Source organism: Streptomyces sp. NBC_01803 (assembly GCF_035917415.1).
Lineage (GTDB): Bacteria > Actinomycetota > Actinomycetes > Streptomycetales > Streptomycetaceae > Streptomyces.
The window spans coordinates 443,249-465,898 of the sequence record NZ_CP109073.1; the positions used below are offsets into that span (position 1 = coordinate 443,249).

A 22,650-nucleotide genomic window follows, 5' to 3' on the forward strand; every position below is an offset into this window, starting at 1 on the left:
TCGATCACCTGTCTCCACGGGAGAGAGCACGGCGGTCGGCCGCCTGCTGACGCCGGTTTCGGGACTGTCGGCGGCTCTCGGCGCGCTCCCGCGCGCCGCCGCCGGGCGAGCCGGTCCGGGGGCCCTCGGACCGGCTGAGATACGCGGCCAGCGACCCGACGGTGGGGTGCTGGAACAGCTCGACCATGGACGGCTCGTGGCCCACGGTGGCGGCGAGCCGGGCCCTGAGCTGGGCCATCAGGAGGGAGTGGCCGCCGAGGTCGAAGAAGTTGTCCTGGCTGCCGACCCGTTCGACGCCGAGCAACTCGCGCCAGAGCCCGGCGAGAGTGTCCTCCAGGCCGTCCTGAGGCGCGACGAAGCGGGTCCCGAGGTCGGGCCGCAGCCCCTGCGGCTCGGGGAGCGCCTTCCGGTCGGCCTTGCCGCTGGAGGTGAGCGGGAACGCGGGCAGCACGGTGAAGGAGGAGGGCACCATGTACTCCGGCAGCCGCTCCCGCAGATGGGCGGTCAGCTCGGGCACGCCGGGCGGGCCGTCGGGTCCCGCCGTCAGGTAGGCGGCGAGGCGGACGTCGTCGGCGCCGTGTTCGCGGGCGACGACGAGGGCTTCCCGGACGCCGGGGTGGCCGGCGAGGACGGCTTCGATCTCGCCCGGTTCGACGCGGAAGCCGCGCAGCTTCACCTGATGGTCGAGGCGGCCGAGGAATTCGAGGGCGCCGTCGGAGCGGAAGCGGGCGAGGTCCCCGGTGCGGTAGAGCCGCGCGCCGGGGGCGGGGGCGACGGGGTCGTCGATGAACCGCTCGGCGGTCAGCCCGGGTTGGTTGAGGTAGCCGCGGGCGAGGTTGCGGCCCCCGATGTGGAGCTCGCCCGGCACTCCGGCGGGGACGGGTCGCAGGCGGCGGTCCAGCACGTACATCCGGGTGTTGGCGATGGGGAAGCCGATCGGCACCGGTCGCGGGTCGCCGTCGTCGCGGCAGGTCCAGGCGGTGACGTCGATGGCGGCCTCGGTGGGGCCGTAGAGATTGTGCAACTGGGCGCCGGAGCGGGCCAGGAAGCGGTTCTGGAGGGCGCGGGGCAGCTCCTCGCCGCTGCAGACGACGCGGCGCAGAGCGGTGCAGCTCTCGATGTCCTCCTGAAGGAAGACCTGGAGCATGGAGGGGACGAAGTGCGCGGTGGTCACCCGCTCGGCGCGGATCACCTCGGCCAGGTAGGCGCCGTCCCGGTGGCCCCGGGGGCGGGCGACGACCAGGGTGGCGCCGGTCATCAGCGGCCAGAAGAACTCCCACACCGAGACGTCGAAGGAGAACGGCGTCTTCTGCAGCACCCGGTCGGTGGTGTCGAGCCGGTAGGCGTCCTGCATCCACAGCAGCCGGTTGCGGATGGCGGCGTGCACGTTCATCACGCCCTTGGGGCGGCCGGTCGAGCCGGAGGTGTAGATGACGTACGCCAGGTCCTCGCCGTCCACGGCCACCCCGAGGTCGTCGGGGGACTCGGCGGCCAGCTCGTCCGCCAGCGCGTCGAGATCCAGCACCTGGCAGTCACCGGCCGGGGGCAGGCCGTCCAGCACCGGGCGCCGCGTCAGCAGCACCGGCGCGGCGGCGTCCCGGAGCATGAACTCCAGGCGTGCTGGGGGCAGTTCCGGGTCGAGCGGCACGTAGGCGCCGCCGGCCTTGAGGATCGCCAGCAGGCTCACCACGAGCTCGAAGGAGCGCTCCATGGCGACGCCGACCAGCACGTCCCGGCCCACGCCGTGCCGCCGCAGCAGGCGGGCGAGCCGGTTGGCGCGCGCGTTCAGCCCGGCGTAGTCCATGCTCCGGCCCTCGAACCGGACGGCCTCGGCGTCCGGTCGGCTGCGGGCGCGTTCCTCGACGCACTCGTGCAGCCATCCGGCGTCGTCGGGCCAGGCGCGGTCGGTGTCGTTCACCTCGGTGAGGACGCGCCGCCGCTCGGCGTCGTCCAGCAGCTCCAGCTCGACCACCGGGGTGTCCGGCCGGGCGGCCACCTGCTCGGCCAGCCGCCGGAAGTGGCCGGCCAGGCGCGCGACGGTGGACTCCTCGAACAGGTCGCGGTCGTAGTCGAACCAGCCGCTGAGCGCGCCACCCGCGTCGAACGCCTGGAGCTCCAGATCGAAACGGGAGCCCGCGCTGCGCACCGGCATCCGGGTCAGCTCGGCGCCGCCCAGGGCGAGGGTGGGCACCGGCTCACGGCCGTAGGAGAAGCTCACCTGGTAGACCGGCGGGCGGCTGAGGTCGCGGGCCGTGTTGAGGTCGGCGACGACCAGCTCGAAGGGGACGTCCTGGTGCGCGTAGGCGCCGAGGCAGGAGTCCCGCACGCGCCCCAGCACCTCGGTGAAGGAGGGGTCGCCGGCCAGATCCGTCCTGATCGGCAGGGTGTTGACGAAGTACCCGATCAGCGGCTCCAGTTCGGCGCGGTCCCGGACGGCGACCGGCACGCCCACCACCACGTCGTCCTGGCCGCTGTAGCGGTGCAGCAGGATCTGGAAGACGGCCAGCAGCGCCATGTAGGGGGTGGCGCCGTGCCGTCCGGCGAGCGCGCCGAGCTCCCGCATCAGCGGCTCGGGCAGCTCGACGGGGACGGAGCCGCCGTCGAAGCCCTGGACGGCGGGCCGGGGCCGGTCGGTGGGCAGCGCGAGTACGGCCGGGGCGCCGTGGAGCCGGTCGCGCCAGTACGCCAGGTCCGCCGCCCAGCCGCCGTCGGTCAGCCGCTGGTGCTGCCAGCTGGCGAAGTCGCCGTACTGGACGTCGAGCACGGGCAGCGGGGACGGTTGGCCCTGGGCGAACGCCTCGTACAGCTCGGAGAGTTCGGTGAGGAAGACCCCCATCGACCAGCGGTCGGAGACGAGATGGTGCATCGCCAGCAGTAGCACGGACTCCTCGGGCCCGGTCCGGACGAGGGTGACGCGCAGCAGCGGTCCGGCGGTGAGGTCGAACGGCTCGGCCAGCTCCGCCGCTATCCGCGCCCGCCGGTCGTCCTCCGTGAACGCGGCGTCGCTCAGGTCGAGTTCGGGCACGTCGACATCGAGCCGGCCGCGCACGATCTGCGCCGGCACGCCGTCGCGCAGACCGAAGGTGGTGCGCAGCGCCTCGTGTCGGCGGACGATCTCGTTGACGGCGGCGCGCAGCACGCCGATGTCGAGCCGGCCGCGCACGTCGACGGCGCCGGGGACGAGGTAGGCGGGGTTGTGCGGCCTGAGCTGTTCGAGGAACCACATGCCGCGTTGCAGCACGGAAAGGGGGAAGACACTCTCCGTCTCCGTCAGCCCCCGCTCGGCCAGGAGCTTTTCGAACCGTGCCCGTTGCTCGGGGGTGAGGGCGGCCAGGCGTGCGTCGAGGTCGGTCATGTCCGGTCCTCCGGCAGGTCGCCGAGCCGGTCCAGCAGCGCCGCCGCGACGTCTTCGAAGCGCTCCACGCGGCGGATCGCGCCGCCCTCGCCGGAGCCCGGGGCAGAGCCCGGAACAGAGCCGGGAACAGAGCCGGGAACGGAGCCCGGGACGAGGTCGCCGGGCGCGGGACTGTCCGGCGCCGTCGCCTCGGTGCCGGAGATCCGCTCGATGATCTGTCCGGCGACGCTGCCGATGGTCGCGTCCCCGAGGAAGTCGGTGATGGGCACGGTGATCCCCAGCCGGCTCTGGATCTCGTTCCGCAGCTCGACGGCCATCAGGGAGTCGAGGCCGAGGCCGGTGAGCGGCTCCCCCGGGCCGATGGAGGTGGACTTCGAGCCGAGGACCGCCTTGACGGTGAGGAGGAACTGACCGGTGAGCGTGACGAGCCGGTCCTCGGCCGGCAGCGTCAGCAGCTCCTCGGCGGTGGGGATCACGCTCGCCCTGCCCCGCTTCCGCGTGGCGCGGACCGGGAGCGGCGCCACCGGCCGCTCGTCGTCGGCCGGTCCGGCGGGCGCGCCGGCCGGGCCCGGGGGCGGCGCGTCGCCGTCCCAGCGGCGCGGCGGCTGCCAGCAGCGGGTCGGGTCGAAGGGGTAGGTGGGCAGCGGCACCCGGCCCCGGGTGTAGTCACGGTCGAAGCCGGTCCAGTCGATGGCGAAACCGCGCGCGTAGAGCTCGGCCACCGTGGACAGCAGCGCCTCCCAGTCGTCCTGCCGCGGGCGCAGGCTGGGCAGCAGGGCCAGGTCCTCGCCGGGCGGCACGGCGTCGGTGACCAGGCCGAGCAGGGTGGGGGCGGGGCCGACCTCGACGAAGGTGCGGTATCCCATGTCCCACAGGGTCCGCACGCCCCGCGCGAAGAGCACCGGGCGGCGGGTGTGCCGGGCCCAGTAGTCGCCGTCGGGCGCCGCGTCCCACGGCCACAGGCCGCCGGTGACGTTGGAGACGAGCGGGATGCGCGGGGCGGTGAAACGGATCTCCTTGGCCGCCAGGCGCAGCGGCTCCATGACGGGCTCCATCATCGGGGAGTGGCCCGCCGAGGCGATGTGCAGCGGCTTGGTCCGCACGCCCCGGGCGGCGAAGCCCTCGCGGACCGCCTCGACCAGCTCGCGTTCTCCCGAGATGGTGGTGTTGGCCGGGCCGTTGACGGCGGCGATCGCGATCCGGCCAGGGTGGGCGGCGAGGGCCGCGGCGACCTCCTCCTCGGGCGCGAAGACGGCGGCCATGGCGCCCGGCAGGGACAGCTCCTGGATGAGCGCGGCGCGCCGCACGGTGAACGTCAGGCCGTCCTCCAGCGACATGGCACCGGCGACGCAGGCCGCGACGACCTCGCCGAAGCTGTGGCCGAGGACGGCGGCCGGCTCCAGGCCCCAGGACCGCCACAGCTCGGACATGGCGTACTCGACGGCGAACGTGGCGGGTTGGGCGTACGCGGTGTCGTTGATCCGCCCGTACTCCGGATCCTCGGGGTCTCGCGGATACAGCACGGCGAGCAGCGGCTTCGCCAGCAGGGGCCGCAGGATCTCGGCGCAGCGGTCGATCGCCGCCCGGAACGTGGGCTGCGTCTCGTACAGCTCACGGGTCATGCCGGGGCGCTGGGCACCCTGGCCGGTGAAGAGGAAGACGGCCTCGGAGCGGTCGGCCTCGCCCAGGGCGAGGCCCTCGCCGGAGTCGCCGCGCACGAAGTCGGCCAGCCGGTCGGCGATTTCCCGCCCGGTGGCGCCGACGGCCGCGAGGCGGTGGCGGAAGTGGGAGCGGCCGGTGTTGGCGGAGAAGCAGATGTCGGGCAGGGCTTCGGCGCCGTCGGCGGTGAGCCGGTCCTGATAGCGGCGGGCGAGCTTGAGGAGCGCGGTCTCGCTCTTGGCCGACAGGGTCAGCACGGAACGGGGGCGGCGGTCGTCGGCGGCGGGCGCCGGGCGCGGCGGAGCCTCCTCGATGATCAGGTGCGCGTTGGTGCCGCTGAGGCCGAAGCTGCTGACGCCCGCGGTGCGGGGCGCGTCGCCGCGCTGCCAGGGGGTGAGCTCGGTGGGCAGGCGGAAGGTGGTGCCTTCGAGGCTGATGTTCGTGTTGAGGCGTTCGAAGTGCAGGTTCGGCGGGATGGCGGCGTGGTTCAGGGAGAGGACGACCTTGATCAGTCCGGCGATGCCGGCCGCCGACTCCAGGTGGCCGATGTTGGTCTTGACGGCGCCGAGGTAGACGGGGTCGCCCGCCTCGCGGCCGTAGACGTCGGCCAGGGCCTCGGCCTCGATGGGGTCGCCGAGCTTCGTTCCGGTGCCGTGGGTCTCGATGTAGGAGACCTGGTGCGGCTCGATCCCGCCGGCGGCGAGGGCGCGGCGGAACACGTCGCGCTGCGCGGCGCCGTTGGGGGCGGTGATCCCGGAGCTGCGGCCGTCCTGGTTGACGGCTCCGCCGCGCAGCACGGCCAGCACCCGGTCGCCGTCCCGGACGGCGTCGGACAGCCGCTTGAGCACGACGATGCCGCAGCCCTCGCCGCGCACATAGCCGTCGGCGGTGTCGGAGAACGTCGAGGCGCGCCCGCGCCGGGACACCGAGCCGAACTGGGAGAGGGAGACCAGCAGCAGCGGCGAGAGCACCACGTTGACCCCGCCGCCGAGCGCGAGATCGCACTCCCCGGCCCGCAGGCTCTGGCACGCCTGGTGGACGGCGACCAGCGAGGACGAACAGGCGGTGTCGATCGACAGGTTGGGACCCCGGAGGTCCAGCAGGTACGCGATGCGGCCGGGGATGAAGCTGAGGGCGGTCCCGGAGCTGGTGTAGGCCGTGACGTCCTGGGGGTGGGTGACCTGGGACATCACGAAGTCCCAGCCGGCGGCCCCCATGAACACACCGGTGCGGCTGCCCGCCAGCCCGGACGGCGCCTGTCCGGCGTTCTCCAGGGCCTCCCAGGCGACTTCCAGGGCGAGCCGCTGGTGCGGGTCCATGGCCAGGGCCTCGCGCTTGGAGATGCCGAAGAAGTCGTGGTCGAACCGGTCGATCCGGTCCAGGAAGCCGCCGGAGCGGGTGCTGATCTTGCCGGGGCTGCGCGGCTCCTCGGTGTAGAAGGCGTCGACGTCCCACCGGTCGGCGGGGATCTCGCCGACCGCGTCGGTACCGCCGCTCAGCAGCCGCCAGTACGAGTCGGCGTCGACCGCTCCGCCCGGGAAGCGGCAGCCGAGGCCGACGATCGCGATGGGCTCGGACCGGGCACGCTCGTAGCTCTCGATCCGGCGCTGCAGGCGCTCCATCGTGAGATAGGCGCTCTTGAGCGCGGCGACCGATGCCGACGCCTGTTCCGGTGACGTCATCGCTGACCCCCTTCGTCGATCTGTTTGGTCTTGGCCAGCAGCAGCGCTTCGAGCTCCGGCACGGACAGCCCGTCGAGGTCCGGCGGCGGCGCGTCGTCGGCGCGGGGCGCCTCGGACGCGGCCGGCGGCGGGCCGGCCTCCAGCGGGATCTCCATGCGCTCGGCGAGGAACGGCACCAGCGTGTCGATCGTCGGGAAGCGCCAGGTGATGGTGGAGGGCAGCTCGATCCGGAGCGACGCCTCCAGCCCCTTGCGGAGTTCGAGGGACATCAGCGAGTCGAAGCCCATGCCGGCCAGCGGCGCCGTGGGGTCGATCCGGGACGGCTCCAGGCTGATGACACGCGCGGCCTGGGCCCGGCAGTGCTCCACGAGGATGGCCCGGCGACGGCGGCCCGGCTCGACCGCGAGCAGCTTGCGGCGCACCTCGCCCAGTCGCCGGGGTCCGTCCGTCTCGGGCCCGTCTCCCGGCCCGTCGCCCCGGGCGTCGGGCAGGGTGCCGAGCAGGCCGGGCGGCCGGCCGGTCCTGGCCGTTTCGCGCAGCGCCTCCCGGTCGAGCGGGAGCACGCCGGCCTGGGTGGCGGCGCCGCGCAGCAGGCGGTCCAGCGCCCGGATCCCGTCGTGCGGGCTCAGGCTCACGATCCCCCGGGCGGCCAGCGCGCCGCCCCGGCCGGGCCGGGCGGCGAGGCCGATCTCGGCCCAGGGGCCCCAGTTGACGCTGAGGGCGGGCAGCCCCCGGGCGCGGCGGTGGTGGGCCAGGGCGTCGAGGAAGGCGTTGGCGGCGGCGTAGTTGGCCTGGCCGGCGGAGCCGAGGACCGCGGCGGCCGAGGAGTACAGGACGAAGAAGTCCAGCTCCCGGTCGAGGGTGGCCCGGTGCAGGTGCCAGGCGCCGGCCGCCTTGGGCTCGGCGACGGACCGGAAGCGCGCCGCGTCCAGGTCGGTGAGCAGGCCGTCGTCCAGGGTGCCGGCGGCGTGCACGATGCCCGCGAGCGGCGGCAGGGAGCGGTCGATCTCCGCCAGGACGGCGGCGACGCCGTCGGGCCGGGAGATGTCGGCCGCGACGACCGCGACCTCGGCGGTGGTCCGCAGCTCCTCGACGGCGCGCCGGGCGTCGGGCGAGGGCGCGCCGCGGCCCACCAGGACGAGGTGGCGGGCGCCCTGGCCGGCCAGGTAGCGGGCGGTCTCCAGGCCCAGGGCGCCGAGGCCGCCGGTGATGAGGTAGGTCGCCTCCCGGTGGACGGGAGGCGCGTCGGGGCGGGCGGCGATCTCCTCGCGTTCGCCCGGCCTGAGCACCAGCTTGCCGATGTGCCGGGCCTGCGCCATGCGGGCGAACGCGGCGCCGGCCTCCGCGTACGGGTAGGTCGTCACGGGCAGCGCCCCGAACTCGCCGCGCTCGTGGCCGCGCACCACTTCCTCGAACAACTCGGCGATCAGGTCCGGCTGTTCGCGGATCGACCGTTCGAGGTCGACGGCGAAGAACGAGCGGTTGTGCTTGAGGAGTCCGAGGCCGATGTGGCTGTCGTCGTAGATGTCGCGCTTGCCGATCTCGACGAACCGGCCGCCGGGCGCCAGCAGTTCGAGCCCGCGCAGCAGCGCCTCGCCGGCCGCCGAGTTGAGCACGACATCGACGCCCCGGCCGCCGGTCAGCTCCCTGATCTCGTCGGCGAACCGCAGCGAGCGGGAGTCCATCACGTGGGCGGCGCCGAGCGAGCGGAGCAGCTCCCGCTTCTCGTCGGTGCCGGCCGTGGCGAAGACCGCGGCGCCGCGGCGCCGCGCGATCTGGAGGGCGGCCAGGCCGACGCCGCCGGTGGCGGAGTGGACGAGGACCGTCTCGCCCCGGCGGAGGCGGGCCAGGTACTCCAGCCCGTAGACGGCGGTCAGGTAGGCGATGGGCACGGCCGCGGCCTGCTCGTCGCTCAGGCCGTCGGGGCGGGGGGCGACCAGGTCGGCGGCGACGGTGACGTACGCGGCCATGCCGCCCGGCGCGGCGGCCATCACCAGGTCCCCGGCGCGGAACCGGTCCACGCCCTCCCCGACGGCGCTCACCCGTCCGGCGCACTCGGCGCCGAGCGGCACGATCCCGCTGGGGGCGCCGGGGTAGGCGTCCATGGCCTTGAGGACATCGCTGAAGTTGAGCCCGGCGGCGGCGATCTCGATCTCCACCTGTCCCGGGCCGGGCGGGGTCCGTTCCCACCGGGTCGGGGTCAGGCTGTCCAGGCTGCCGGGACGGGCGGCCAGCAGCCGGTGATTGCCGTCCCGCGCGGGGTCGAACGCCCGGCGCCGCAGGTCGGCGCCGGCCGGCCCGGCGGTCGCGGTCCACGGCTGGAGCGCCGGGGTGAGGCGCCCGCCGCCGCGCAGGGCGACCTGGTCGCCATCGCCGCCGCCGTCGTCGCCGTCGTCGCCGCCGCGCAGCAGCTCGGCGACGAGCGCGGCGGCCTCGTCGCCGGGGCGGGCGGGGTCGAGGTCGACGGTCAACGGCCGCAGCGCGCCGTGTTCGAGGCCGATCGTCCGGGCCAGGCCCCACAGCGACGCCTGGCCGAGCGCGATGTCCTCCCCGGCGGCGACGGGCTGGGCGCCCCGGGTGAGGAGCACCAGTCGGGGAGCCGCGCCCCCGACCGGGTCCGCTTCCCGGTCCCGGTCCCGGTCCCGGTCCTGCTCCTGGTCCTGGTCCTGCTCAGACGCGAGCTCCTGGACGAGGTGCAGGACCGGGAGGCAGGCCGCGTCCCGCGCGGTCGCCAGCTCCTCGGGCCCCGCGTCCCCGGGGAGTTGGACGTCGAGGGTCCAGCCGTGCACGACGCCGGCCGGGGCCGGGCCGGCGGCGCGCAGCGCGGTGAGGAGCGCGGCGAGGTCCTCGCGGCGCGCCGGGTCGATCTCGTAACGGTCCGGGCCGAGCCTGCGGTATTCCGGGCCGGGCGTGACCGTGACCGACGAGCCGCCCCGGGCCGCGAGCGCGGCGGCCAGGCCGTCGCAGACGCCACCGTGGTCGGCCAGGAGCAGCCAGCGGCCGGGGTCCGCCGTGGCGGGCGGCGCGGCGTCCGCCACGCGCCACTCGACGGCGAAGAGCGTTTCGCCCACCGGGTCGGCGGAGTCCGCCGGGTCCAGGCGGCGCAGCGCGATGCCGGTCACCGCGCCGACGACGGCGCCGGAGTCGTCGTACAGCGTGACGCGGGCGTCGGTGATCTCGTCGGCGCCCGGCTCGGCGGTGCCGGCCTCGGCGTGCGCCCAGCGGGCGGCGGCGGCGCGGTCGCCCGCCAGCGTGAACCGCCCGGTGCGGACCGGGAGATACGTGGCCCGCGACCAGGTGTCCGCGGCGCCGAGCGCCGCGACGAGCGGCTGCAGGGCGCTGTCCAGCAGGGCGGGGTGGATCAGGTAGGGGGCGCGGTCGGCGGTCAGGTCGGCGCGGGCACGGAGCCGGGCGACGGCCTCCCGTTCGCCCCGCCACAGCCGCTCGATGCCCTGGAAGGCCGGGCCGTACTGGAGCCCGGCGCCGTGCAGCGCGGCGTAGTACGGGTCGGGCGGGGTGTCGAGGGAGCAGCGGTCGCGGGCGGCGTCGAGCGGGCCGCCGGTGGGCACGCCCTCCCCGGTGCCGGTGCCGGTGCCGGTGCCCTCCCCGGTGCCGGTGCCGGGCCGGGGGCGGCGGTAGGCGCCCTGGGCGGCCTCGGTCCAGTCGTCGTCCTCGCCGCCCCGGGTGAAGAGGCGGAACGAGCCGGTGTCGGGGGTCTCGGGGAAGAGGACGAGCTGAAGCGTCGGCGCGGCGGCGGTCTCGGGCACCATGGTCATCCGGGTGAGGCGGACGTTCTCGACGGTGGCGGCGGGGTCGCCCAGCGCCTCGCGCGCGGCGGCCAGGGCGGCGTCGAGCACCAGGCTGGCGGGGAGCACGGCGGTGCCGCCGACGACGTGGTCCCGCAGATAGCCGAAGCCTTCGAGGTCGACGGGCGCGGACCAGTGGAGCGCGCGGGGTTCGGCGGCGGAGCGGACGAAGGACGCCAGGACCGGGTGGCCGTCGTGGGCCGGGTGCCGCCGCCGGGTGGCGTCGCCGGACCAGCAGCGTTCCCGCTGCCAGGGGTAGGTCGGCAGGTCCACCATGGGCGCGGCCGGGCCGTGGACACGGGCCCACTCCAGGGGGAAGCCGGCGCTGTAGAGGCGGCCGAGCTCGCCGAGGAGGGCGGCGCGGCCGGGCTCGTCCCGGCGCAGCGAGGCGACCACCACGCCGTCGGCGGCGTCCGGCTGGAGGGACAGCCGCTCGGTGACGGCCCCGTCGAGCATGGGGTGCGGGGATATCTCGACGAACACGTCATGGCCGGCGTCCGCGAGCGCGGTGACGGCGGCGTCGAACCGCACGGGCCGGGTCAGGTTCAGCGCCCAGTACTCGGCGTCCAGCCGGTCTCCGTCGATGGCCTCGCCGGTGACGGTGGAGATCATCGGGATGGCGGCGGCGCGCGGCGCGAGGCCGGTCAGCAGCCGCCACAGCTCGCCGGCGACGGGCTCCATCAGCGGGCTGTGGGAGGCGAACTCGACCGACTCCAGGACCCGGCAGTAGACGCCGTCGGCCTCCAGGGCCTTGGCCAGGTTCTCCAGGGCGGTCTCCTCGCCGGAGAACACGGTGGAGCCGGGACTGTTGCTGGCCGCGACCCAGACCGGGCCCGGCTTGCGCTCGGCGAGGATCTCGTGGGCGCGGTCCAGGGTGACGCCGGCCACCGCCATCCTGCCCTTGCCGGTCGCGGCGTGCAGGGCCCGGCCGCGCTGGAGGGCGATGACGAGTGCGTCCTCCAGGGCGAGCGCGCCCGAGACGTGGGCGGCGGCGATCTCGCCGACGCTGTGGCCGACGACGGCGGCGGGCTCGACCCCCCAGGAGCGCCAGAGGGCGGCCAGCGCGATCTGGACGGCGCAGAGCGCGGGCTGTCCCACGGCGGTGTCGAGCAGGCGGGAGGCGGCGCGGTCGGCGGTGAGCTGGTCGAGCAGCGACCAGTCGGTGTGCCGGCGCAGCAGCGCGTCGCAGCGTTCGAGAACGCCCCGGAAGACGGGTTCGGTGTCGAGGAGGTCGGCGGCCAGTGGCCACCAGCGGGGACCCTGCCCGGAGAAGACGAACGCGGGGCGGGGGCGCCACCCGGTCCTGCCGGTGCCGGCAAAGAGCCCGGCCGCTTGCTCGCCCCGACCGAACGCGGCGAGGGCGGCGCGCAGTTCGGGCAGGGTGCCGCCGACGGCGGCCAGCCGGTGTTCGTAGTGGGCGCGGCGCAGGGCGGCGGCGGAGGCGAGGGCGTGCGGGGTGAGTCCGGGCTCGGGGTCGGCCAGCCGGGCCTCGTAGCGGGCGGCGAGGTCGCGCAGCGCCCGTTCGTCCCGGGCGGAGACGGTCAGGGCGACCGCGCCGTGGTGGCCGGACCCGTCGGCGGCGGCCGGGCGGGGCGGCTCCTCGACCACGAGGTGGGCGTTGGTGCCGCCGAACCCGAAGGAGCTGACCCCGGCCACGGCCGGGTCCTCGGGCACGGGCCAGGGCTGGAGCGTGTCGGCCACCCGCAGGGACAGCTCGCCGAACGGGATGTGGGGGTTGGGCCGTTCGTAGTGCAGGCTCGGCGCAACGGTGCGCTCGCGGACCATCAGCGTGGCCTTGATCAGCCCGCCGATCCCGGCGGCGGCCTCCATGTGGCCCAGGTTGGTCTTCACCGACCCGATCAGGCAGGGGCGGGCGGGGTCGCGGCCCTCGGCGAGGACGGCGCCGAGCGCCTTGGCCTCGATGGGGTCGCCGAGAATGGTGCCGGAGCCGTGCGCCTCGACGTAGTGCACCTGCTCGGGCCGCACCCCGGCCCTGGCATGGGCGGCGCGCAGCACCTCCTCCTGGGCGCGGGGGTTGGGCGCCATCATGCCGTTGCTGGCGCCGTCCTGGTTGACCGCGCCGCCGCGGATGACACCGTGGATCGGGTCGCCGTCGGCCAGCGCCCGGCTGAGCGGCTTGAGCACGACGACCCCGGCGCCCTCGGAGCGGACATAGCCGTCGGCGCCCGCGTCGAAGGACTTGCAGCGGCCGTCGGCGGACATCACTCCGGCCTTGCTGAAATTGATGGCGAGGGCCGGGGACAGGACGAGGTTGACGCCGCCCGCCAGGGCCAGGTCGCAGTCGCCCTTGGCGAGGCTGTCGCACGCCTGGAGGACCGCGACCAGGGACGAGGAACAGGCGGTGTCCACGGCCATGCTGGGGCCGCGCAGGTCCAGGAGGTAGGAGAGGCGGTTGGCGGCGATGCTGAGGACACTGCCGGTGCCGGTGTAGGCGTCGATCGCGTCGAGTTCGGTGAGCTGGCGGGTGCCGTAGTCGAACGAGGAGATGCCGATGAAGACGCCGGTGCGGGAGCCGGCGAGCCGGTCGGCGGGCAGGCCGGCGTTCTCCAGCGCCTCGTGGGCGACTTCGGCGAGCAGCCGCTGCTGGGGGTCCATGCGGGCCGCTTCCTGCGGCGGGATGCCGAAGAAACGGGGGTCGAACTGGTCGACGCCGTCGAGGAAGCCGCCCCAGCGGCTGTTGGTCCGGCCGGGGGTGGCGGGGTCCTCGGCGGTGTAGTCCTCGATGCTCCAGCGGTCGGCGGGGACTTCGGTCACGGCGTGGCGGCCCTCGCGCAGCAGCCGCCAGAAGCTCTCCGGGCCGTCCACGCCGCCGGGGAAGCGGCAGCCGATGCCGACGATGGCCACGGGCTCGGGCGTGCCGGGCACGGCCGGGGCGGGTACAGCCGGTTCGGCGGCCGGGGCGGGCGCGGGGACGGGGGGCCGGGGGTCGCCGGTGAGGAAGTCCGCGAGCTTCTCGGCGGTGGGGTACTCCCAGACGACGGTGGTCGGCAGGGTGCGGCCGAGGCGCTGTTCGAGGTCGCCGATCAGGGTGACCAGCTCCACCGACCGCAGCCCGTATCCGGCGAACGGCAGGGCGGGGTCGATGACGCCGGGCTCGACGCCGGCGGCGCGGGCGAGTGCCTGCCGCAGCCACTGGTCGAGCTCGGCGCGGCTCATCGCGGGCGGCGCCGCCTGGGCAGGAGTGGACGCGGGGGCGGGCGGCGCCGCCGGAGCGGCGGGGGCGGGCGGCGCCGCCGGAGCGGCGGGAGCCGCGGTCGTTGCCGGAGCGGCGGGAGCGGGGGTCTCCTCGTCCAGCCGCCAGGTGGCGACGCTCCGCAGGCCGCCCTCCAGGTAACTCTTGAGGCACGCGGCGCGTTGGAGCTTGCCGCTGGAGGTCTTGGGCACCACGCCGGGCCGGACCAGCGCGATGCCGAACACCTGGAGGCCGTGCTCCTCGGCGACCTTGGCGCGGATCGCGGCGATGACCCGCTCGTGGTCGGCCCGCGCCCGGCCGCCGGTGAACTCCTGAACGACGATGAGCCGTTCCTCGCCGTCGAGGTCGCGGGAGCCGGCCACTCCGCAGCCCGGCCGCAGCGCGGGGTCGACGCTCTCGACGGTGCGCTCGATGTCCTGCGGGTAGTGGTTCTTGCCCGCGATGATGACAACGTCCTTGATCCGACCGGTGATGAACAGCCGGGCGCCGTCGAGAAATCCGAGGTCGCCGGTACGCAGGAACGGCCCCTCGCCGGTGTCCGCGAGGCGGGCCCCGAAGGTCTCCTCGGTCTCCCTGGGCCGGCGCCAGTACCCGCGCGCGACGCTCGGCCCGGACACCCAGATCTCGCCGACCCGGCCCTCCGGGACGCGGGTGAGGGTCTGCGGGTCGGCGATGACGACGGTCTGGTCCGCGAACGATTCGCCGCAGCTCACCAGCGGCCGGGAGTCGTCGCCGGGACCGGCGTCCACCGCGATGTCGGCGGCGAGCGCGGCGGGCCGCAGGTCGCGCCAGACGGGCTCGGTGGTCGGGCCGCCCGTGGAGACCACGAGGGTGGCCTCGGCCAGTCCGTAGGAGGGGAGGGGGACATGCCGCCGGAAGCCGCTGTCCCGGAAGGCGCGGGCGAAGCGCTCCATGCTCTCCAGCCGGACCGGCTCGGCCCCGTTGAGCGCCACGTGCCAGTTGCCGAGGTCGAGCGTCGCGCGCTCCTCCTCGGTGACCTTGGCGACGGCGAGGTCGAACGCGAAGTTGGGCGCGCCGCTCACCGTGGCCCGGGTGTCGGAGATCGCCTTCAGCCAGCGGAAGGGACGCTTCAGGAAGGAGAACGGCGACATGAAGGTCACCGGGAACGCGGCGTAGGCCGGTGTCAGCAGCCCGAAGATCAGCCCGAGGTCGTGGAAGGGCGGCAGCCAGCTCACCATGTGCTGCTCCGGGTCGCCGCGGAACAACTCCCGGGCGATGGAGTCCATGTTGTGCAGCAGGTTGGTGTGGGTGACCATCACGCCCTTGGGGCGGCTGGTGGAGCCCGAGGTGTACTGGAGGAACGCGATGTCGTCGCCGCCGGTGCCGGGATGGCGCCAGCCGTCGGCCGCCGCCGGGTCGAGATCGTCGACCGCCAGCCAGGCGATGTGCCGCAGCGCGGGCGCGTTCTCGGCGAACTGGTCCGCCAGGGCGACGGTGGCGCGCGGCGCCAGGATCACGGCCGGCTCGGCGTCCTCCAGGACGCCGATCAGCCGGGGCAGGGTGCGCTTGAGGAAGGCGGGGTCCGGCGGATAGACCGGGACGGCGATGATGCCCGCGTACAGGCAGGCGTAGAACGACGTCACGTAGTCGAGTCCGGCCGGGCAGAGGATCAGCGCCCGCTCCCCCGCCGGGAGACGTTCCCTGAGCGTGGCCGCGATGGTGCGGGCGCGCAGGTCCAGTTCGGCGTTGGTCATGCCGAGCGGCGCGCCCTCGCCGTCCACGAGAAAGCGGAAGGTGCTCTTCTCCGGCTGCTCGTCGAAGAGGGCATGGAAATGGTCGACGAGCGTTTCAGATTCGCGGCCCGGCATCAGACCGTCCTCCCGTGCGCTAGAGGCTTGCCAGAAATTCTTCGCGAGGATCCGGGCGATATCGCGGAATTCGCGGGATTCCTCATCGAGAGAGAAACAGAAAGAATGTCGGAGCCGCGGTCCGCACTCGCGTTTCCTCGGGGTCCGCCCTGAACAGGAATCAGGATCTACGAGCGCGCAAAGGCCGTCAAGATGGGACTGTCACGCTTTCCGGTGCTCAGTCATTGATGCTGGCGAGATACTCGTAGCAGCTGGGCAGAGCCGCTACCATCGCGTCGCCTTCCGCCTTGAGCTTCACGAACTCCCGCCGCGCGTTGCCGGGATCGATGTGCCTGACGGCCGGCCGGGCGGACGGCGGGATGAGGCCGAGGCCGAGGTTCATGGCATTCCACGAGTAGTTCTCGAAGCCGTGGTAGTACGGGAAGATCGTCTCGTCGTCCAGCAGGTGCGACGAGGCCAGCTCCAGCCGCCCGGCGAGCGCGTCGGGCGCCTTGCGGAGCTTCGCCTCCTTCCAGTACGGGGTGTCCTCCCGCTGCGCGGACTTGTAGTGCAGCACCAGGAACTCCTTGACGCCCTCGACCACATGGAACATGCGGCTGTTGAAGTCCGCGCGTAGCCGCTCGTCCCACGCCTCGTCGGGGAAGTGCTTCACCAACTGCTCGATGGCGTACTGGATGAAGAAGATCCCGGTCGACTCCAGCGGCTCGACGAAGGCGTAGGACAGCCCGATGGCGACGCAGTTCCCCACCCATGCCTGGCTGTTGCGGCCGATGCGCATGGTGATGTGGTTGGCAGCCACGTCCTCGACGGCGCCGGGTCCGACGGCGGCGCGCAGCTCGCGCTCGGCGGCCTCCGGGGTGATGTACTGGTCGGAGTAGACGTAGCCGGTGCCGTTGCGGCGGAAGAGCGGGATCGTCCACATCCAGCCGGCGCTCAGGGCGGTGGCGCTGGTGTAGGGGTCCATCTCGGTGGCGTCCTCGCGCGGCACCCGCAGGGCGACGGCCTTGTTGTTCGGGAGCACGTCCGCGAACGACTCGAACTCCGTGCCGAGGGTCTCGTTGATCAGCAGGCCGCGGAAGCCGGTGCAGTCGATGTACAGGTCACCCGTGAGCTCGCCGTGGGACTTGGTGCGCACGGCGCTGATCCAGCCGCGCTCGTCCCGCGCCACGTCCAGCACGTCGTCCATGACGTGCCGCACCCCGCGCCGGACGCCGTACTCGGTGAGGTAGCCGGCCACCGCGTCGGCGTCGAAGTGGTAGGCGTACGGGAACTGGGCCCGCTGCTCCTCCAGGGTGGACTTGCCGAGCGAGCCGTCGAGGTCGGCGGCGAAGAGGGAGCCGTCGAGCATGCGCGGCGAGCGCTTGGTGTCGCACAGCTTGGTGGTGATGAAGCACTGCCGGTCGAACGGCTGGTCGCGGTCCCCGAGTTCGAGCCACCAGTCGGCGAGGGTGAACCCGTCCACGACCCGCAGCCGCTCGAAGGGGTGGTAGAAGTGCTGGCCCGGCTTGCTCCAGTCCTGGAAGCGGATGCCGAGCTTGTAGCCGCCCGCGCACTTGGGCAGCCAGTCGGCCTCGTCCAGGCCGAGGAAATCGAAGAAGTGCCGGACGGTGCTGAACGTCGCCTCGCCCACGCCGATCCGCGAAACGCGCTCGGATTCGACGAGCGTCACCTGTATCCGGTCCGCGAAGGCGGCCTTCAGGTAGGAAGCGGTCATCCAGCCAGCGGTTCCGCCGCCGACGATTACCACGGAATTGATCATTTGTGGACCCTTCCGGAAGTATGTGTCCAGCCCATTGGGGGACAGCCGTAAACGGCTGCCCGTGAATTCCTTCGCGTCAGAACATTCAAATAGTAGACAGCGATTTCCTGTTCGCCAGGAGAGCGGCGAACGGCGTCACGGGCACCACGTTCAACTGCTCGGCACGGACAGTTGAACGCATGGTCGGGGGTCGTCCGCTCGGCATGTTCCACGCTGGACGGTGACGTTCGGCGGGTGCCACGATGAGTCGCCCGGCCGCCGCCGCGACAGGGCGTGGGCCGGCGTCACGGCTTTCCCGGCCGACGATCGCGCGCGCCCGTGGCACCGCCGGTCCGCGTCCACCGGCCCACATCCACCGGCCCGCGTCCACGGGAAGGGCCCGCACTCCTCGCCGTGCCTCGTCCGCGTGGCCTGTCGCCCCGTGACCCCGTGGCGCCGTGCGAGCGTTCGCGCACCATGCCGGCCGCTCCCGTACCGAGCCGGCCGCTCCCGATCCGTCTCGAAAGGCTCGATGACATGGACAAGATCCTCGACGCGATCCTGGCGGGCGAGCCGACCGCCCTGGGGAGCCTGCCGGTCCCCGAGTCCTATCGGGGCATCACGCTCCACGCCGACGAGGTGGCGATGTTCGACGGCCTGCCCGCCGCGGAGAAGGACCCGCGCGAGTCGTTGCACCTGGACGAGGTGCCGACCCCCACCCCCGGACCGGGCGAGGTGCTGGTCGCCGTGATGGCCAGCGGCATCAACCACAACACCGTGTGGTCCTCGATCTTCGAACCGCTGCCGACGTTCGGCTTCCTGTCCCGGTACGGGAAGACGTCGCCGCTGGCCGCGCGGCACGACCTGCCGTACCACGTGCTCGGCTCGGACCTGGCGGGCGTGGTGCTGCGGCCCGGCGAGGGCGTGTCCGCCTGGCGGCCGGGCGACGAGGTGGTGGCGCACTGCCTCTCCGTCGAGCTGAACCACCCGGACGGGCACGCGGACACCATGCTCGACCCCGAGCAGCGGATCTGGGGTTTCGAGACGAACTTCGGCGGGCTCGCGGAGCTGGCGTTGGTGAAGGCCAACCAGCTGATGCCGAAGCCGGGGCACCTGACCTGGGAGGAGGCCGCCGCCTCGGGCCTGGTGAACTCCACCGCCTACCGGCAGCTCGTCTCCCGCAACGGCGCGGCCATGAAGCAGGGCGACACCGTGCTGATCTGGGGCGCCTCGGGCGGGCTCGGCTCCTACGCCACCCAGCTGGCGCTGCACGGCGGGGCGACCCCGGTCTGCGTGGTGTCCAGCCCGGAGAAGGCGGAGGTGTGCCGCCGGATGGGGGCGGAGCTGGTCATCGACCGGGCCGCCGAGGGATACCGCTTCTGGAAGGACGAGCACACGCAGGACCCGCGCGAGTGGAAGCGGTTCGGCGCGCGCGTCCGGGAGCTGACCGGCGGCGAGGACCCCGACATCGTCTTCGAGCATCCGGGCCGGGAGACATTCGGGGCGAGCGTCTACGTGACGCGGCGCGGCGGCACCATCGTCACGTGCGCCGCGACGTCGGGCTACGAGCACGTCTACGACAACCGCTACTTGTGGATGCACCTGAAGCGGATCGTCGGCACCCACTTCGCGAACTACCGGGAGGCGTGGGAGGCGAACCGGCTGATCGCCAAGGGCCGGATCCACCCCACGCTCTCCGAGGTGTGCTCCCTCGAACAGACCGGCCAGGCGGTGTACGACGTGCACCACAACCGCCACCAGGGCAAGGTCGGCGTGCTGTGTCTCGCCCCGGCGGAAGGGCTCGGCGTGCGCGACGCGGAGCTGCGCGCCCGGCACGAGAACGCGCTCCACCGCTTCCGCACCGCCCCCGGCGGCGCGGGCCGCTGACCGGCGGCCCGCGCCACGCCTCCACGCGCCCGGCCTTCCCCCCACCCGCGCCCCCCGCGCCCGGCCCGCCGCCCGGCGCGCTGTCATCGTGCGGTCGGTCGTGCGGTCAGTCGTGCGGGCCGGCGGCGATCAGGGACGCCGGGCGCATGTCGCGCCAGGACGCCTCGACGAATGCGACGCATTCCTGACGCGCGGCCTCGCCGTGGACCGCCTCCCAGCCCGCCGGCACCTCGATGTGGGCCGGCCAGAGAGAGTGCTGGCCTTCTTCGTTCACCAGCACCGAATAGGCGGCATCCACGTTCTCGAAGGGGTTGGACATATCCGACTCCTTTCGCCCCGTTTCACCTCGTGAGTCCCAGCAGCCACATAGGAAGGCGGCGACCCGTCAGATCACGACAAAAGCGATTCGGGGAAATTACTCCAGGGTATGACGTGCGGTCCGGAGCCTACCGTCAGTGGCGCTCTGGATGCACCGAAGAGCGGCTGATATCGTGCATCGCGCAAGAGTACCGAGAGGTACCCGACATCCGGCACCCCCACACGCATCGGACATCTTGGGATCACCTTCGAAAACCCAGGGAGCTGCGAGCCGTGCACATTTCACGCGCCATGGATATTTCGCGCGAAGAGCCCGAGTCGTCAGGCGCGTTTCCGTCCGCCATGACCTGAGCCATTAACGAGCAGTTGGCCAAAAGTTCTGGCACGCCATAGTTGACCGGTTTTGGCGGGTGCTGGTTTGTTCGTTGTGCACACACGTTGACTACGTCGGCAATGTCTACTGAACAGCTACAGAGGGGACCCCGTGTCCGATTCACAGGTCCGTGACGAGTCGCCGTTCGCCATCGACGACCAGCTTATGTCTTACCGCACCGAGTTCATTCCCATCGGTTCCTTGCTGCCGGCCGACTCCCCACGGTTAACCGGAGAGATCGAAGAGCACACGAGAACCCTGGCCGAGTCGGAGGCCCCCCTGCCGCCCATCGTCGTGCACCGGCCGACGATGCGCATCGTCGACGGAATGCACCGGCTGCGCGCGGCGGCGCTGCGCGGCCAGAAGAACATCGAGGTCCGTTTCATCGACGGCAGTCCGGAAGACGTTTTCGTGCTCGCCGTCAAGCTCAACGCCGAGCACGGCATGCCGCTTTCGCGCAACGACCGGGTCGCCGCCGCGACGCGCATCATCGAGAGCCACCCGCACTGGTCGGACCGGAGAATCGCCGTGGTCACCTGCCTCTCCCCCAGCCTGGTGGCGTCGCTGCGCACCCGTTCGGACGGGACCGTCGCACAACTCACGCTCAGGACGGGCCGCGACGGCCGGCGCCGCCCGGTCAACGGGGCCGCGGGCCGCATCGCCGCCAGCCGGGTGATCGCGGAGACTCCCGACGCCTCCCTGCGGGAGATCGCGAGCAAGGCGGGGGTCGCCGTCGCCACCGCCCGGGACGTGCGCGAGCGGATGCGCCTGGGCCAGGACCCCGTGCCGCCCAAGCTGCGCCTGGCCGAACGAGCCAACGGCGCCTGCCGGTCGGAGACCCGTGAACCCGAGGACCCCGACCGGCCCGCCCCGCCCCCGCCGCCCGTCATCTCCGAACGGGTGCTGTCGAGCATGCGCCGGGACCCGTCCCTGCGGATGACCGAGATGGGCCGGGCACTGCTCCACTTACTCGGGAACCATCTACTGAGTCCCGAACAGCGGCAGAGTCTTGTCGACGGCGTGCCGTCGCACCGCGCGGCCGACGTGGTCCGCGCCGCCCGGATGGTCGCGGAGCAGTGGCTGCAGTTCGCGAACGACGTGGAGCTGCGGAGCACGGAGGCCCAGGACATGGCCCGGGAAATCGGACGTGTTCATTCATTCTACGCGAGTAGCACCCCGGATCGGGTGAGGGGCTGATCTCACCCGTCGCTCCACCACCACGCGGAGAGGGCGTCGCACGGGTCGCACAGCCCGTACGACGCCCGTGCGGTGTCACCCGCGGGGAGCCATCAGCACACCCGGGGAGACCTCGGTGATCGTCCCGTCCGGCGCGAAGTACACCCGCACCTCGTACAGTCCGAGCACGCCGCTGAGGAAGTCCGGCTGGCCGTAGTGCCAGACCTGGAGGCCCAGCCGCTCGAAGTAGGACGTGGCCATGGAACGCGTCGTCTCGTCCCTGGCCGTCGCCGGCGTGATGCCGCGCAGCCAGCTCGCGCCCGCCCTGATCTCCTCCGTCGCCGTCTGCGGATCGGTGTCGGGCACCGCCGGCAGGCGCTCGTCGGTGACCGCCCAGAACTCGTTGCCGAGCGAGGAGAACGCGTACCCCGAGGTGCTCGCGGCGGTGCGGGCGAGCGTCACCGCGACGGCTTCGGGCGCGCCGAACCGGGTCAGGTCCAGCCGCTCCCCGGCGAGTTCGGGCAGGCCGTCCGCACCGCCCGCCTCCTCGGCCAGCCGGGCGCGAATGTCCCCGGTGTCAGGCGCCCAGGCGAACCAGCCCTCGTCCAGGTCGTACGCACCGAGCCGGCGCGCGGCCAGCGCACCGCCGGGGAAACGGAGTTCGCCCGCTTCCTCGTCCCACCGGGGTGGCCGGCCGTCGAACTCCAGGTGATCCTCGGCGTATTCGATCACCGCCCGGGTGCGCCGGATGGAGAACGCGATCTGGCGGGCGGCGACCGACAGCAGCGCGGGCGGGAACTGCCGCTCCAGCACGACCTGTCGGCCGATCAGCTCCTGCTTCTCCAGGGTGGCGGACCGGGGTTCTCCTCCGTCGGCCCCGGTGACCTCCACCCCGGTCACCTCCTCGGCTTCGAGCGCGACCGTGATCCGGTCCCCGAGGGGCAGCGTGCCCGCCACCCGGCCGGGCCCGTACTCCGGCTCGACGCCGTGCCGCTTGAACCACCCCCGCACCGGCTTCAGCGCCGGCCCCGGCACCAGCGCCGCACCGTTGCGCAGAGCCCGCGCGAGCCCCGCCGGCCTCGGCTCGGCACGCGGCACGGCCGGATCGTCCACGACCATGAACATCCACCCGCGCTCGCTGAACGCCCAGCTGGTGCCGCCGAGTCCGTCGAGCAGGCCGACGCAGATCAGCAGCATGTGGTCGGCGGCGAGCCGGGGGTTGGGGAAGTGGTTGAAGTCGAGCATCGCCTCCGTCAGCTCCGGCACGCCGACGCGCTCGCCGATCTCCCTCAACTCCCGGGACCGCGCTGCGGCGGGCCGGTCCCGGTAGTGGTCGTTGCCCCAGGCCCACAGCCAGGTCCCGTCCAGGGCGTAGCTGCCGATCATGTGGGCGCGCAGGGTGACCCCGGAGCGGCTCACCGAAGGCGCGTCCAGATCGTAGGAGGTCGTCCCGACGGGCACCAACGCCTCGAAGAGATCGAGCTGTTCACAGGCCCAGGCGAGGTGGGGCCGGGCAAGGCCGAGAAAGGGGTCACTGAACGAAGCGGTCATGAGGCGCGATCCGTGGGCTGGGAGGAACGGTTACCCCCCTCATGACTCCCGAAGCCCCCCGC

Annotated in this window: 8 protein-coding genes; 2 read left to right on the top strand and 6 right to left on the bottom strand. The window is 73.4% G+C overall.

Annotation, left to right across the window (positions count from 1 at the left end; translation table 11 throughout):
• Positions 1 to 4: 4 nt before the first annotated feature.
• From OIE51_RS01955 to OIE51_RS01970, 4 genes are all read right to left on the bottom strand, one after another.
• Positions 5 to 3,355 carry an amino acid adenylation domain-containing protein gene (locus tag OIE51_RS01955; protein WP_326595004.1) on the bottom strand — a complete coding sequence of 1,117 codons (3,351 nt, stop codon included), beginning with the start codon at positions 3,353 to 3,355 and terminating at the stop codon, positions 5 to 7.
• Positions 3,352 to 6,696 (bottom strand): type I polyketide synthase, encoded by a 3,345-nt coding sequence (locus OIE51_RS01960; RefSeq protein ID WP_326595006.1) that lies wholly within the window; start codon positions 6,694 to 6,696, stop codon positions 3,352 to 3,354. The genes OIE51_RS01955 and OIE51_RS01960 overlap by 4 nt, the downstream gene beginning before the upstream one ends.
• Positions 6,693 to 15,545 (bottom strand): SDR family NAD(P)-dependent oxidoreductase, encoded by an 8,853-nt coding sequence (locus OIE51_RS01965; protein ID WP_326595008.1) that lies wholly within the window; start codon positions 15,543 to 15,545, stop codon positions 6,693 to 6,695. Before OIE51_RS01965 ends, OIE51_RS01960 begins: the two co-directional genes overlap by 4 nt.
• 217 nt (positions 15,546 to 15,762) lie before the next feature.
• Positions 15,763 to 17,304 carry a tryptophan halogenase family protein gene (locus OIE51_RS01970; RefSeq protein ID WP_326595010.1) on the bottom strand — a complete coding sequence of 514 codons (1,542 nt, stop codon included), beginning with the start codon at positions 17,302 to 17,304 and terminating at the stop codon, positions 15,763 to 15,765.
• A 516-nt stretch (positions 17,305 to 17,820) separates the two neighbouring features.
• On the opposite strand from OIE51_RS01970, the gene ccrA reads away from it, so the two are divergent.
• Positions 17,821 to 19,170: a crotonyl-CoA carboxylase/reductase gene (gene ccrA / locus OIE51_RS01975; protein WP_326595011.1), complete on the top strand. Its 1,350-nt coding sequence runs from the start codon at positions 17,821 to 17,823 to the stop codon at positions 19,168 to 19,170.
• A 106-nt stretch (positions 19,171 to 19,276) separates the two neighbouring features.
• Here ccrA and OIE51_RS01980 read toward each other — a convergent pair whose 3' ends face one another.
• Complete coding sequence (locus OIE51_RS01980) at positions 19,277 to 19,489, bottom strand: MbtH family protein (protein ID WP_326595012.1); 213 nt, start codon at positions 19,487 to 19,489, stop codon at positions 19,277 to 19,279.
• Between the two features lie 483 nt (positions 19,490 to 19,972).
• Between OIE51_RS01980 and OIE51_RS01985 the strand changes: the two genes are divergently transcribed.
• The gene (locus OIE51_RS01985) at positions 19,973 to 21,058 is read left to right on the top strand and encodes a ParB/RepB/Spo0J family partition protein (RefSeq protein WP_326595013.1); all 1,086 of its coding nucleotides are present in this window, start codon (positions 19,973 to 19,975) and stop codon (positions 21,056 to 21,058) included.
• A 75-nt stretch (positions 21,059 to 21,133) separates the two neighbouring features.
• On the opposite strand, the gene OIE51_RS01990 is transcribed toward OIE51_RS01985, so the two are convergent.
• Positions 21,134 to 22,588: a DUF6882 domain-containing protein gene (locus OIE51_RS01990; RefSeq protein ID WP_326595014.1), complete on the bottom strand. Its 1,455-nt coding sequence runs from the start codon at positions 22,586 to 22,588 to the stop codon at positions 21,134 to 21,136.
• Positions 22,589 to 22,650 lie beyond the last annotated feature (62 nt).